Source organism: Nonomuraea deserti, from assembly GCF_004348685.1.
GTDB classification, from domain to species: Bacteria; Actinomycetota; Actinomycetes; order Streptosporangiales; family Streptosporangiaceae; genus Nonomuraea; species Nonomuraea deserti.
The window spans coordinates 1-11,533 of record NZ_SMKO01000266.1; the positions used below are offsets into that span (position 1 = coordinate 1).

19 protein-coding genes are annotated in these 11,533 nt (G+C 70.1%); 9 read left to right on the forward strand and 10 right to left on the reverse strand.

Translation table 11 applies throughout. From position 1 onward, the window contains the following. Nucleotides 1-11: 11 nt before the first annotated feature. On the reverse strand, nucleotides 12-869 hold the full coding sequence (locus E1292_RS46520; protein ID WP_132606206.1) for a phosphotransferase: 858 nt from the start codon (nucleotides 867-869) through the stop codon (nucleotides 12-14). Beyond that, nucleotides 866-1,018: a hypothetical protein gene (locus E1292_RS51960; RefSeq protein ID WP_165975110.1), complete on the reverse strand. Its 153-nt coding sequence runs from the start codon at nucleotides 1,016-1,018 to the stop codon at nucleotides 866-868. The genes E1292_RS46520 and E1292_RS51960 overlap by 4 nt, the downstream gene beginning before the upstream one ends. A 68-nt stretch (nucleotides 1,019-1,086) precedes the next feature. Here E1292_RS51960 and E1292_RS46525 point away from each other — a divergent pair, with 68 nt between their 5' ends. Next, entirely contained in the window at nucleotides 1,087-1,440 is a 354-nt protein-coding gene (locus E1292_RS46525; protein WP_132606207.1) for a hypothetical protein, read from the forward strand. Next, nucleotides 1,437-1,727 carry a hypothetical protein gene (locus E1292_RS46530; RefSeq protein WP_132606208.1) on the forward strand — a complete coding sequence of 97 codons (291 nt, stop codon included), beginning with the start codon at nucleotides 1,437-1,439 and terminating at the stop codon, nucleotides 1,725-1,727. Before E1292_RS46525 ends, E1292_RS46530 begins: the two co-directional genes overlap by 4 nt. Nucleotides 1,728-1,773: 46 nt before the next feature. On the opposite strand, the gene E1292_RS46535 is transcribed toward E1292_RS46530, so the two are convergent. The 4 genes from E1292_RS46535 to E1292_RS46550 are packed head-to-tail and all read right to left on the reverse strand — an operon-like array spanning nucleotide 1,774 to nucleotide 4,767. Then, complete coding sequence (locus E1292_RS46535; protein ID WP_132606209.1) at nucleotides 1,774-2,262, reverse strand: hypothetical protein; 489 nt, start codon at nucleotides 2,260-2,262, stop codon at nucleotides 1,774-1,776. Nucleotides 2,263-2,285: 23 nt separating this feature from the next. Further along, entirely contained in the window at nucleotides 2,286-2,513 is a 228-nt protein-coding gene (locus tag E1292_RS46540; protein WP_220447407.1) for a hypothetical protein, read from the reverse strand. A gap of 26 nt (nucleotides 2,514-2,539) precedes the next feature. Then, nucleotides 2,540-3,343: a DUF899 family protein gene (locus E1292_RS46545; RefSeq protein WP_132606210.1), complete on the reverse strand. Its 804-nt coding sequence runs from the start codon at nucleotides 3,341-3,343 to the stop codon at nucleotides 2,540-2,542. Continuing rightward, entirely contained in the window at nucleotides 3,340-4,767 is a 1,428-nt protein-coding gene (locus tag E1292_RS46550) for an FAD-binding oxidoreductase (RefSeq protein WP_165975111.1), read from the reverse strand. The genes E1292_RS46545 and E1292_RS46550 overlap by 4 nt, the downstream gene beginning before the upstream one ends. Nucleotides 4,768-4,857: 90 nt before the next feature. Between E1292_RS46550 and E1292_RS46555 the strand changes: the two genes are divergently transcribed. Beyond that, on the forward strand, nucleotides 4,858-5,391 hold the full coding sequence (locus E1292_RS46555) for an Lrp/AsnC family transcriptional regulator (protein ID WP_220447408.1): 534 nt from the start codon (nucleotides 4,858-4,860) through the stop codon (nucleotides 5,389-5,391). Between the two features lie 295 nt (nucleotides 5,392-5,686). Next, nucleotides 5,687-6,028, forward strand: coding sequence for a hypothetical protein (locus E1292_RS46560; protein ID WP_132606213.1), 342 nt, complete (start codon nucleotides 5,687-5,689; stop codon nucleotides 6,026-6,028). A 30-nt stretch (nucleotides 6,029-6,058) separates the two neighbouring features. On the opposite strand, the gene E1292_RS46565 is transcribed toward E1292_RS46560, so the two are convergent. Beyond that, nucleotides 6,059-6,382, reverse strand: a complete 324-nt coding sequence (locus E1292_RS46565; protein ID WP_132606214.1) for a hypothetical protein — start codon at nucleotides 6,380-6,382, stop codon at nucleotides 6,059-6,061. A 494-nt stretch (nucleotides 6,383-6,876) separates the two neighbouring features. Between E1292_RS46565 and E1292_RS46570 the strand changes: the two genes are divergently transcribed. After that, nucleotides 6,877-7,167: a GNAT family N-acetyltransferase gene (locus E1292_RS46570; RefSeq protein ID WP_132606215.1), complete on the forward strand. Its 291-nt coding sequence runs from the start codon at nucleotides 6,877-6,879 to the stop codon at nucleotides 7,165-7,167. A gap of 194 nt (nucleotides 7,168-7,361) precedes the next feature. On the opposite strand, the gene E1292_RS46575 is transcribed toward E1292_RS46570, so the two are convergent. Continuing rightward, nucleotides 7,362-7,595, reverse strand: a complete 234-nt coding sequence (locus tag E1292_RS46575) for a hypothetical protein (RefSeq protein ID WP_132606216.1) — start codon at nucleotides 7,593-7,595, stop codon at nucleotides 7,362-7,364. Nucleotides 7,596-8,189: 594 nt separating this feature from the next. Here E1292_RS46575 and E1292_RS46580 point away from each other — a divergent pair. From E1292_RS46580 to E1292_RS46590, 4 genes are all read left to right on the forward strand, one after another. Then, a complete protein-coding gene (locus E1292_RS46580; RefSeq protein WP_132606217.1) occupies nucleotides 8,190-8,501 on the forward strand; it encodes a hypothetical protein in 312 nt (103 codons plus the stop codon). Nucleotides 8,502-9,108: 607 nt separating this feature from the next. Beyond that, nucleotides 9,109-9,336 carry a hypothetical protein gene (locus E1292_RS46585; RefSeq protein WP_132606218.1) on the forward strand — a complete coding sequence of 76 codons (228 nt, stop codon included), beginning with the start codon at nucleotides 9,109-9,111 and terminating at the stop codon, nucleotides 9,334-9,336. Further along, nucleotides 9,321-9,476 carry a hypothetical protein gene (locus E1292_RS51965; RefSeq protein ID WP_165975112.1) on the forward strand — a complete coding sequence of 52 codons (156 nt, stop codon included), beginning with the start codon at nucleotides 9,321-9,323 and terminating at the stop codon, nucleotides 9,474-9,476. Before E1292_RS46585 ends, E1292_RS51965 begins: the two co-directional genes overlap by 16 nt. A gap of 123 nt (nucleotides 9,477-9,599) precedes the next feature. Continuing rightward, nucleotides 9,600-10,487, forward strand: a complete 888-nt coding sequence (locus tag E1292_RS46590) for a TIGR03619 family F420-dependent LLM class oxidoreductase (RefSeq protein ID WP_132606219.1) — start codon at nucleotides 9,600-9,602, stop codon at nucleotides 10,485-10,487. Here the strand turns inward: E1292_RS46590 and E1292_RS46595 are convergent. Continuing rightward, on the reverse strand, nucleotides 10,484-10,864 hold the full coding sequence (locus E1292_RS46595) for a VOC family protein (RefSeq protein ID WP_132606220.1): 381 nt from the start codon (nucleotides 10,862-10,864) through the stop codon (nucleotides 10,484-10,486). The two genes, E1292_RS46590 and E1292_RS46595, sit on opposite strands and share 4 nt — an antisense overlap. A 9-nt stretch (nucleotides 10,865-10,873) precedes the next feature. Further along, nucleotides 10,874-11,533, reverse strand: a 660-nt coding sequence (locus tag E1292_RS46600) for a cytochrome P450 (protein ID WP_132606221.1), incomplete at its 5' end; no start/stop codon positions are given.

The window sequence follows — 11,533 nt, forward strand, 5'->3', positions numbered from 1 at the left end:
GCGCAACCCCGTCACGCCCGGACGATTCTGTTGCACGCTTCGACCAACGAATGCTCCACCTCGTCCAGTTCCCGGCTCTCGCGTTCGGCATTGACCACCGCGACGGCGGCCAGCTGGACGGTGAGCGCCCTGGCGGGCACGTCGAGCCGCTGCCACGGGTCGTCGCCCTGGCCCAGCGCCGGCCCGCCGGACGCCTGGTAGGCCCCCAGGAACCTGGCCCAGATGTCCGGGTCGAGCAGCCCCGCGGCATACCAGGCGGCCGGCCTGGCGAGGTCCCAGGCCGGATCGCCGACGCCGAGATCGTCGATGTCGATGAGCAGCCACCCGTCGCGGTCGACCAGCTGGCCCAGATGCCAGTCGCCGTGCGTGAGCAGCCCCGGCAGCGGGCCGGTCGCGGGCAGGCGCATGAACGCCCTCCTGACGAGCCGCGCGACCGGGCCGTCCCCCGGCATGCGCCCCACCGCGCGGGCGGCCCTCGCGGGCCCACCGGCCGCCGGCAGGACCGGCAGCAGCGTGAGGGGGACGGCGTGGAGCCTGGCCAGCAGCCTGGCCCCCTCCTCCCACGGGGCGCAGCCCGGATCGTCGTCGCGCGCGACGGGCCGCCCCGCGGGCCACACCGTCACCGCGCGCCCGGCCACCGTCAGCACCTCGGGCTCCAGCGGGGCCAGCATCACGCCGCTCACCGCGGCCGAGGCGGCGGCCCGCAACCTCGGCCGCAACGCCTCGGCGTCGTCACGCGCCGAGTGAGCCTTCACCACGACCTCGCCCCTGCGTAACACCACGACATCGGTGCGGGTCGGGTGTGACTCGGGCGCGCCCGTGCCGCCGTACGCCGCGGCGACGCCCGCCAGCTCCGCCTCCAGACTCACCAGTACAGACTATTCGGCACCGTCCGCTCCCGTCTCTGCCACAAGCGCGGCGCGGTGATGACAACGGCCAGCGCGGGCAGCTGATCCCAACGCTCGCCACTGGCCCGGCTACCGTTGAAGATCGCTTCTTCGAAGTTCACGTCGCCCATCAGGGTCGTCCCACCAAGCGCTGTCGCGGCTGGAGCACGGCCGCAACACCTACGTCACGCCGGGCGATGTGCGGCTATTGCTCGACTGCTGCCAGGCCGGTCACGCCGACCGGGCCGAGTGCCTGCGGCTCGTCTTCGAGGGCCGCGCCACCCCGTACTGGGAGCCGTTCCAGCGGGCGCTGATCGAGCCGGTCGAGTACGTGACGCTGGAAACCGAGGCGCCGGAGGTGCGCTACTGGCACATGCTCCCCCACGCCACCGCCGCCCTCGACATGCTCATCGACCAGGCCGGCACGCAGGCCGCCGCCCGATACGTCAACGCGGCCCGCGCAGTGTGGCGCGACTCCGCCAACCCGGCCGAGCACGCCATGACCGCCGAGGACGACGCCATCTACCGCGACGAGCGGGAGGCGCGAGCATGAACGACGACATCCAGACCAACGCCCGCCTGCGCGTGACACTCACCGAAGTCACCGGCCGCATCCAGAACACCGCCCGGGGCCGATGGCTGTACGCCACGCTCTCCTCCGGCATGGCGGTCGGCCTCGCCTTCGCCATCTTGCTGGCCAAGACGCGCTGGTGGTCGTCGTCATGGCTGGCCGATGCACAGGTGGTCAACCGCGGCTGGACCGGCAGCACCCGGCGTCCCGAAGGGTGCAACCAGCAAGTCGGGAAACCTGTGACGGCTCTTAAGACTCCTCACCTCTGAGCTCCCAACAGCCTTAGCGACTCTGATTCCACCGGCATAGACCCGATCAGAGTGCCAGCGCGGCCATGAAGACCATGCTGGCCGCCATTCCGGCCGCGCACAGATCCTGGCCGATCCTGCTTCGATTCTCGCCCCGCTGGGGCAGGACGCGGATGAGCCGGGCGCAGGTCCAGGCCAGCCCGATGATCAGGGCCAGCGTGGCCGGCGAACCGCCTCCATGCGCATGTCCGGACGGAATGCCGACGACAGAGGCGCCGTCGAACGCCGTCAGCACCAACAGGATAGACATGATCACGAAGTCCTGGATGTGGTGACCGGTCTCTGCGCGGCGGCAAGGAGAGCCGCACAGCCAGCCGGCGGTCAGCAGCGCGAGCACCGCGACGGACAGGAACAGGCCGCCCAGATGCCCTGCCGCCATGCCAAACGCCATGACGACGTGCGGCCACCGCCTGCTGGGACGGACGGAGGGCAGCAGCGCCGGCGCGAGGGCCAGGACGCAGCCGACCGATATCCCCACCGTGTGGAGCAGAGGCATGACGGGCCCTCGCCGTCCGCCCGCTAGCCTCGGCCGAGCGCGTGCCCGCGCAGTGGCCGCAGTGCCTCGCCCCAGGCAATGACCTGGTCCAGCATGGTGTCGACCGCATTCTCCTGCTGGGCCGCCGGTCTGAAGACGTTGTAGTTCTCGAAGTCGGTGAGCAGCGAGAGCGTGACCTGAGCGCGTACGTCGGCGATCGGCAGTTCGCCCATCATCAGCCGCAGGTGCTCCACCGCGCGGGCCTTGATCATGGGTTCGTCCTCTCGTTGTGTCGCGGTCAGTTGTGCAGCGGGCAGGTGCACCGGGTCCGTCCGTCCGACAACGGGCCGAGGCCGTCGTCGTGCCCGGCCTGCAGGCGCGGCTGCTGGGCCATCGGACGGCCGTCGGCCGACCGGAACTGGCCGCCTTTGGAGCCCCAGCGCTGCGGCCAGCCCTGCGGCGAGTCCTCCCAGTCCTCCTGGCGGCCGTAGACGGTCCGATCCAGCAGCCCGTACGAGGGCGCCATCGCCTCGTTGCCGCGGCCGGAGGTCCAGTAGGTCTCATACACCTGCTCACCGTCGCGCAGGTAGCAGGCCAGGATGCCGAAGTACCGGCCGGCGATCAGCCGGTCCACGGAGTCCTGCGGCACCGAGTACCAGGGGACGGTGTAGCCCATGAAGTCGCGATACCGGAAGCTCTCCTCGTACGAGCCCTCGGACAGGACCGCGTAGCTGACGTCGCGGGAGTGCAGGTAGGCCAGCTCGTTGACGTGGGAGGTGTTGAAGGTGCAGCCCTCGCACTGCTGGGCGGCGGGCCGGCCGGGGTGCCACATGTGGAAATAGGCGATCAGCTGGGACCGGCCGTCGAACAGGTCGATCAACGGCACCGGCCCCTTCGGTCCGGTCAGCGGAGTCTGTGGATCGACCGCGACCATCGGCAGGCGGCGCCGGGCGGCGGCGATCGCGTCACCCTCGCGGGTGTGGGCCTTCTCCCGGACACGGAGCCGGTCCAGCTCGGCCTGGAACGCGGTCCGGTCAGCGAGCGGGGGCCTTGGCGCGTCGCCGACCGGTGAGACGTCGGGGTGGGTGGGCTGGTCGATCATGGTGAATCCTCTCGAAGGTGCAGGCCGGGCAGGATGCCGTGGGGGTCGTGGACCGCTTTCACGCGTTCCAGCCTGGGGAGGTTGTCGCCCCAGTAGGTGCGTCCGGGATCGGTGAGGGTGGGATCGGGGAAGTTGGGGTATACGCCGCCGCTGGACCAGGACTGGACTGTCTCCCAGGAGCGCCGCAGCCATTCGCTTTCCTGCGGGACGGTGCCGGGCAGCGCCGGCGGCAGCGTGGCGGTGTGTTTGAGCAGAAAGCGCTCGCTCCGATGCGGGAACGCTGTGGCGTGCGAGGGGACGCGGTTGTAGGCGCCACCCCACGGCGTGAGGTCGAGTTCACGGGACTCGCCAGCCCGCCGATCGGCCACCAGCTGATCGACCAGGACGTTGAGCGGGCCGGGCGGTATGTCCTGCTGGAAGAAGCCGGACCTGCTGAACAGGTGCCCGCCATCACCGCCGGGCACGTGCGCGGCGAGCGTGGCTTGCATGTCCGTCCACGACATCTGCCGGCGCCAGCGGCTGTTGGGGCGGGCCCCGGCCCTGGCGATGAGATCGTTGAGCAGGTCGTCGGTGTGCGCGGGCGACAGCCCGGCGGCCGCTCCGAACAGGCTCACCCGCGCCTGGCCGTGCGGCTCGGCCGGGACGGTGAGCAGCAAGCTCACGGCGAGTTCGTCGGGTGCGTCCGGGCTCCACTTCTGCCAGGCGTCCATGACCTGGGCGGCGTACCGGTAGTCCCACCGAAGCTTCACTGCGGTGCACCGCGGGGACGGGACCGGCGCGAACGACAGCTCCGTGACGACGCCGACCCCCGCGGCGCCACCGCCTCTGAGGGCCCAGAACAGGTCGGCGTGCTCACGCTCGTCGCAGCGGGCGAGGCTGCCGTCCGCGCGGACGACACGCGCGCCGACGAGTCGGTCACAGGTCAGCCCCCAGATACGGCCGAGGAAGCCGAGACCACCGCCGAGAGTCAGTCCGGCGATGGCGACGGAAGGCCCGTTGCCGGCGGCCAGGGTGCGGGCGTGTCGCTCGAGGCGCCGGTACACGTCGGCGAGTCGCGTACCTGCGCCGATGTGCGCATACCCGTCTTTTAGGGAGACTCCGGTGAGCTCGCCGAGGTCAATGAGCAGTCCGGTGGTGGTGGAGCGCCCGGCGAAATCGTGTCCGCCGCTGCGTACCGCCACCGGCAGGCCGTTGTGCTGGGCGAAATCGAGCGCGGCCACGACGTCGGAGGCAGCCCGGCAACGTACCACCGCCCGCGGGCGAACCTCACCGAAGCGCTGCCCGGCCGGTCTGAACGCCGCGTCGTAGCCGTCGGAACCGTCGATCAGCACGACGCCGGTGACCCGCCGCGCCAAGTCCCGCCAAGCCCGGGCCGGCAGCGCGTCGACGCCGCCACCTCCGCTCCGATATCCGTTCCTGATCACGGGATTCACACTAAGCAGCCAGGAGCCAGCGGAACATGGCCGTCGAGGCATACCTGGGCGGTCGTTGATTGCGATCGTAAAATGGAAGGCGTGAATTCCTTGCGATCGGAAAATGACCTGGATGACCTCGACTGGAAGCTCCTCGACGAGTTGCAGGCCGACGCCCGGCTGTCCTACAACGAACTGGCCCGGCGGGTGCATCTGTCCGCGCCGGCCGTCGCCGACCGGATCCGTCGCCTGGAACGACGCGGCGTGATCGTCGGCTATCAGGCGCAAATCGACCCTGTCGCGGCCGGGTTCCCCATCCAGGCCTACATCGAGCTGCGCTGCGCTCCGAGCTCCTGCCTGCTGAAGAGCTCGGCCGCCGAGGACTACCCGGAGGTGGTCGAGGTCGACAAGCTGAGCGGGCAGCACTGCTCGATGCTCAAGGTCAGGGCCTCGTCACTGGCGCATCTCGAAGGCGTGCTGGAGCAGATCGGCAAGCACGGCCAGATGGACACCCACATCGTCCTGTCCACGCAGTACCACGACCCACGCGTGCGCAGGAACCACCCCGACCGGCCAGTGACCGCCTCCACGGGGTGGACGCGCCGACCTGCAGGAACCGCGAACTCGACAGAGTGATCTCCTACCGGGCGGAGTCCCGGACGGCCTGGATCAGCGCGACGGTGGCGGCCGGGTCGGGATCGCGGTAGGTTCAAGGCCGCGCCCGACCGCGACTGCTACCTGCTGTGGCAGATGGTCAACGACTGCCCGGTGTTCATCGGCGACCGCGCCGAGACGACTGGCCGCCTTCGACCGGAGTGTGGTCATCCCTCACTTGCGGAGGAGAAGCTGCGCCTGGCCGACCAGACCGGCAGCTCGTACATCGACGGCACCGGCGGGTGGGACGACGCGGGCGTGTCCGCGGCGTCTCGTTGTGCTGGAGGAGCTGGTCGCGGAGGGCTACCTGGTGGCGAACAAAACCTCGGCGCGTGGCGGGCGGAACCGTCCTCTGCTCGGCGACATCCTGACCGACATCGGGCGGGCCGACGAGGAGCTGCCGGCCGCGACCGGCTACGACCCGTACGACGTGGCCGAGCTGCTGCCCGCCGAACCCGGCGTGAAACCACCGAACCCCGAGCCGGGGCCGGGGCCGGCCGAGCAGGTGGAGCCGCCCACCGTGTGGGGCGTCGTCGTCACCTGCACGTCGGAGGCCGAGCAGGTGGAACTGCTGGAGCGGCTGTCGGAGGAAGGCCATTCTGTCCGAGCGCTCATGTAGAGGGGTGCCCGGTCGGGGCGGACTAGGGCGCTACCAATTCGCGGTCTGATATCCGGCGGAGACCACATAGGGCTGCGAGTCCGGGCAGTACCTCGAGCTCCGCTCGTCTCGCCCGGCGAGCTTCCAGGTGCCATGGTAGAAGGTGCCCCAGCCGTTGGAGGGGTCGGCCGTGCAGTAGATTCGGGCCCTGAAATGTCCGGTGCCGCCGTTGCACTCGGCCGCGCCGCCCTCTCCGTTGCCACTGTCGTAGATCTTCCACGAGCGGCATGAGCTGGGCGCCGCAGCAGCCGGGCTTGGGCTGGCGAGAATGAACGCACTGGCGACCAGCGTGATCGACGCGAACGTCTTGAGCATGCGAACCCCTTGAATAGCGAGCTATTGACGCGGGCGACGCTAGCAAGGGGCGGTATGTCGCAGGTATGCCGGAGCGCTGCGCTCGCGCTGAAGCGTGCTTGTCGCAGTCGCCCGGCAAAGCGTGACCATCCAGGACGGACGCCGAGTGATGAGAATGTGACCCCTTGTAGGAGGCGCTCCTGCGCACGGATGTCACCCTCGCAACCCCCGTACGCCGCACCGCCCGAGTCATCCACGTGCAGGGCACGACGTGCTCGACTGGTTGCAGCCGGACTGGGTGTACGACGTGGCCACCGCGCAGTTCTCGTGGAGGTCGGTTCAACGTCGGCCGCGACTCCGCCTCGATGTCCGGGCTGCTGACCGCTCCCTCTGGCAGGTTTTCGCCACCATCACTGTCTGAGCGCCGACATCTCGAACACGGCGCACTGTTTCGCCGGGTACATCAACGGGCAGCTGGTGGCGTTCCTGGCATGCGGCACTTCCAGCATCCGATCGTGAAGAACATGAAGATGGAGCACCGCCTGGTGGTCCTGCCGGACTTCCAGGGGCTGAGCATCGGGGCGCGCATGTCGGAGTGGGTGGCGCAGCACCTCGCCGAGCAGGGATACCGGTGCCGGTATGTGAGCAGTCACCCCGCGCTCATCTCGTACCGGGACCGGTCGCCGCGGTGGCAGCGGCAGGCCCGCGCCACCAAGCTCCACACCAGCAGCAAGCGGCGCAAACAGCACAAGGACACGCTGGGCCGGGCGAGACTGTGCTCGCGCGCCTGCAGTGACCTTATCTGACCTGGACCGGCGGGCGGCGTTCACGACCGCGCGGTGGGCCGCCCTGCACGCCCGGCCGATCACGGAATGCCCGTACAGGCCCCGCCGGCGAGACCGCTCGTGAACGGGCGCTCGCCGTGCTGTGGGTGCGCATCTACCTACCGCAGGCACCGGCCGCTGGTCTGACGATGCCTCTTGGGCCCGTGGCTCCCCGCTCAGTGCCAGACGTACAGGTAGTGGTACTGGACGCTGGTGCTTTTGACGCACTTCCACTGATAGCCCGTCTTCAGATACTGCAACTTGCCCGCAGCATTGCATTTCGCCGCAGTGGTGTAGTCCCCCACGAGGTGCCAGGTCTCTGCTTGGGCGATCCCAGTGCCAGAGAAGAGTACTCCCCCCGCGAGCACTGCGGCGATGGCGGTCTTTCCCACCAGCCTACGAACGTTCATGATCACTCCTTGAGGTGTGCGACTTCCAGGTACGGCACCAGTGCGGCAGAGTTGGGCGTCCAGGGGCGAGCCTACGAAGAGTGGGATGGGAGTCATGTCAGGTGAACGTCTGACACTTGGGCATTCCGTCGTTCATACGCTGCCGGGGCAGCCCGGCTTGATCAGTTGTGGGCCCGCCTGGCGCGGGCCTTTCTCATGTCCGGCTCGGCTGCCGCAGGAACGGCCAGCCGATCCGGCTCATCGCCGGAGGTGCCCCGAGGTTGAGGGGGAGGGGACGCCGGGGCGGCCGGCGGCGATGGCGGCGGCGAGGGAAGGCGCTCCGCCTCCGAAGCCGGCCGGGCAGGGTCAGGGCGAGAGCGGCGGCGGACCGGACCCGCTCGCCAAGGCGAAGGCGGACGAGCAGAAGGTCAACCCGACGCCATCAAGGTCGATCAGCTGCCCGACTGGGCGCAGAGGATCGTCCGGGATGCGCGGAAGGAAGCGGGCGTCTACCGCTGAGCCCTGGCCGCCTCCGGCTCGTTTCAGGCTGACGGAGCCGATCCTCACGTCGGAGAACGTACGCGATCGATCAAGGCGCCTGGTGAGGGGGTCGCGTTGCTGATCCCGGAGTGGGTGTTCACGCACGAGGCGGCCATCGAGGCGTTCCTCGGTGACGGCGCGTACGGCCCGATCTTCGCCGCGCCGGTCACGGAACGGTGCTTGGTGGACGACGAACGCAAACTGGTGCGCAACGCGGAGGGGTCGGAGACCGTGTCGGACACGACGATCTTCTTCCCGGACGGGGCACACTGCCCCGAAGGGTCGCGGGTGACCGTGAACGGCCGGACGACCACGGTCATCGCCTCCCACAACCGCAACGGCGGCGGAGTGCCCACGCCCGATCACACGGACGTGGTGTGCCGATGACAGACCGCGCGATCGACGGGGACGTGCGCATGGATCTGCACGTCCACCCGGACGAGCTGGAGAGCCAGGCGCGGCGAGCAATGGTCGCGCAGGGCACGCCGGGGGAGTTCTCCGCCACCTTCGTGGCGCTGATCCCCGACGACGTCACCCCGCCGCCCCTTCCGCCGGCGCCCGCGCTGTGCACGCGCCTCGGCGTGATCCACGTCGGATGGGATGGGCTCGCCGAGACCGGCGCGGCGATGCCCGCCGACTTCGAGCACCGTGCGCGTGCACGTGGCGGCCGACGAGGACGGCCCGTACGAGGTGGTGGACCACCTGCGTGCGGCCGGGGCCGCGCTCGTTACGGACCAGCCGTACGGGGAGCTGCGCTGAATCCGGCTCACGGCGCTCGATCGGCCTGGCAACGAGTCGGCGCCCTCGGCCGCCGCGTCGATCGCCACCCAGCCGCTGGGGACACCGACCTCGTCGGCGACGTCATCGACGGGACGGATGGGGCCATCTCACCCTCAGGAAGAGCCGTCCACAGAGCAGTAGCGATTTCAGCGACTCGGGGGAGGTCTTCGAGGATCGCGGCCTCAAACATCGTGAGGAGGACGAGGAACGCCTGGTGCCGATCCCACCCGAACTGGTCGCCATTCTGCGCACCCACATCAAGACCTACGGCACGACCTCGGACGGACGGCTGTTCTACACGCGCAGCGGCGGCTCGTACGACAGCGACTACACATCAGTGTGGCGGGAAGCTCGCAAGCTGGCGTTCACCCCGGGGCAGGTGGAGTCCCCGCTGGGGGTCGCCTCTATGACCTGCGGCAGGCCGCCGTGTCGCTCTGGCTGAACGCCGGCGTGCACGCACCCGAGGTCGCTGAACGGGCCGGGCACACCGTGGCGATCCTCCTGAAGATCTACGCCAAGTGCATCGACGGCCAGCAAGAAATCGCCAACAAGCGCATCGAACACGCTCTGGAGGACGACTGATCAGCAGGGTGCCGCTACGGAATGCGCGCGGAATGGCCATATCGGTGGAGGGCTTGTCCCGTACTGCCTCGCAGGTAAGAGGCCCATTCCCGGGACGAGATCGCCTCGGTCAGACTAGGGGGCATGAAAGTGGGTTTCGCAGTCCCCCAGTCAGGGCCATGGGCCACCCCGGCCAACATGCGCCGCGTCGCCACGCGGGCGGAGGAGCTCGGCTACCACGAGCTGTGGACGTACCAGCGGCTGCTGTACCCGGTGGGGCACCCGATGGGGCCGGTCTACCGCGCCGTGCACGACCCGCTGATCACGCTGGCGCACCTGTCGGGCGTCACGAGCGGGATCGGCCTCGGCGTCGCCGTGGTCAACGCCTACGTGCCGCCGGTGCTGCTGGCCAAGCAGCTGGCCACGCTGCAGACGGTCGCGGGCGGACGGCTCACCGCCGGGATCGGGCTCGGCTGGCTGCCCGAGGAGTTCACGGCTGCGGGCGTCGGCATGGAGCGGCGCGGCCGCAGGGGTGAGGAGTTCGTCGAGGTGCTGCGCAAGGCCTGGCGCGACGACGTCGTCGAGCACAACGGCGAGTTCTACCGGGTGCCGCCCGCCCACATCGATCCCAAGCCGGCGCCGGCGCCGCCACGCCTCCTGCTGGGCGGCACCGCCGAGGTCGCGCTGCGCCGCGCCGCCCGGCTGGCCGACGGGTGGGTGAGCTCCAGCAGGGAGGACCTGTCCGGCATCGCGGGCAGGGTAGAGCTGATCAAGGCGGAGCTGGCGGCGTCGGGACGCGACGCGACCGGGTTCCGGTTCGTGTGCCGGGGCGTCACCCAGGTCCGGCCCGCCGACGAGGACCGTCCGCTGACGGGCACGTACGACAAGATCAGAGCCGATGTCGCCGGCCTGGCGGCCCGCGGCGTGACGGACGTCTTCCACGACCTCAACTTCGACCGCGAGATCGTCACCGCGGCTCCCGAGGAGGCGATGCGCCGGGCCGAGGAGGCCCTGGAGGCCCTGGCGCCCTAGACGCCGCCGTAGGGCACCGTGATGATCTCCAGGTTGTGGCCGTTGGGGTCTTCCCAGTAGAGGCCGCGGCCGCCGTCGTTCGTGTTGATCACCCCGGGCCGCCGGTGGTGAGGATCGGCCCAGTAGGTCAGGCCGCGCTCCTCGATGCGGCCCTTGATCAGGTCGAACTCCTCCTCGCCGACCAGGAACGCGTAGTGCTGCGGATGCACGGGCCCGCCCGCCTGGACGACGTCGAGCGAGACGTCGTTGCCGAGCGAGACGACGCGGAACGGGCCGTAGACAGGCGGCGGCTCCAGCCCCAGGACGTCGGCCAGGAACGCGGCGGTCGCGTCCCTGTCCTTCGCCGCCACGATGGTGTGGTTCAGGTGGACAGCCATACTCGCAGGCTACGCCAGCGCGACGGGGAGCGTGCCGACGCCGTTGATGAAGTTCGACGGCAGCCAGGTCACCGGGCCCGTCACCGTGATCGCCGACACGCTCGCCCGCAGCTCGGCCAGCAGCGCGCGGATCTCGGCGCGGGCGAGCTGGGCGCCCAGGCAGAAGTGCGGTCCGTGACCGAACGTGAGGTGCCGGTTCGGCGTCCTGCCGACGTCGAACCGGTCCGGGTCGTCGAAGACGGCCTCGTCACGGTTGGCGGACACCGTCCACAGCGCCACCACGTCGCCGGCCGCGACCCGCCGCCCGGCCAGCTCCGCGTCCCGCGTGGCGATCCTCCCGACGTGGGCGGCGGGGGTGGTCCAGCGCAGGATCTCCTCGACGGCCGGGGCGACGAGCGCGTGGTCCTCGCGCAGGCGCGCCCACTCCTTGTCGTACGTGGCCAGCGCCAGCAGCCCGCCGGCCATCGCCAGGCGGGCCGTCTCGTCGCCGCCGATGATGAGGTTGTAGCAGTTGAGCAGCACCTCCTCCTCGGTCAGGTCGCTGCCGACGAGCAGGCTGATCACGTCGTCGCCCGGCGCCGTCCTGCGCCGGGCGGCCAGGCGCGTGTAGTAGAGCAGGATCTCGCTCTGGGCGATCATCGCCGCCGGCGGCGTCCCCCCGCCCTGGCC

Excerpts from the sequence above, each read along its gene's own strand:
- E1292_RS51960 (WP_165975110.1), bottom strand. The coding sequence starts at position 1,018 with ATGGGCGACGTGAACTTCGAAGAAGCGATCTTCAACGGTAGCCGGGCC.
- E1292_RS46530 (WP_132606208.1), top strand. The coding sequence starts at position 1,437 with ATGAACGACGACATCCAGACCAACGCCCGCCTGCGCGTGACACTCACC.
- E1292_RS46565 (WP_132606214.1), bottom strand. The coding sequence starts at position 6,382 with ATGCTCAAGACGTTCGCGTCGATCACGCTGGTCGCCAGTGCGTTCATT.
- E1292_RS46545 (WP_132606210.1), bottom strand. The coding sequence starts at position 3,343 with ATGATCGACCAGCCCACCCACCCCGACGTCTCACCGGTCGGCGACGCG.
- E1292_RS46595 (WP_132606220.1), bottom strand. The coding sequence starts at position 10,864 with ATGGCTGTCCACCTGAACCACACCATCGTGGCGGCGAAGGACAGGGAC.
- E1292_RS46575 (WP_132606216.1), bottom strand. The coding sequence starts at position 7,595 with ATGAACGTTCGTAGGCTGGTGGGAAAGACCGCCATCGCCGCAGTGCTC.
- E1292_RS46540 (WP_220447407.1), bottom strand. The coding sequence starts at position 2,513 with ATGATCAAGGCCCGCGCGGTGGAGCACCTGCGGCTGATGATGGGCGAA.
- E1292_RS46535 (WP_132606209.1), bottom strand. The coding sequence starts at position 2,262 with ATGCCTCTGCTCCACACGGTGGGGATATCGGTCGGCTGCGTCCTGGCC.
- E1292_RS46590 (WP_132606219.1), top strand. The coding sequence starts at position 9,600 with ATGAAAGTGGGTTTCGCAGTCCCCCAGTCAGGGCCATGGGCCACCCCG.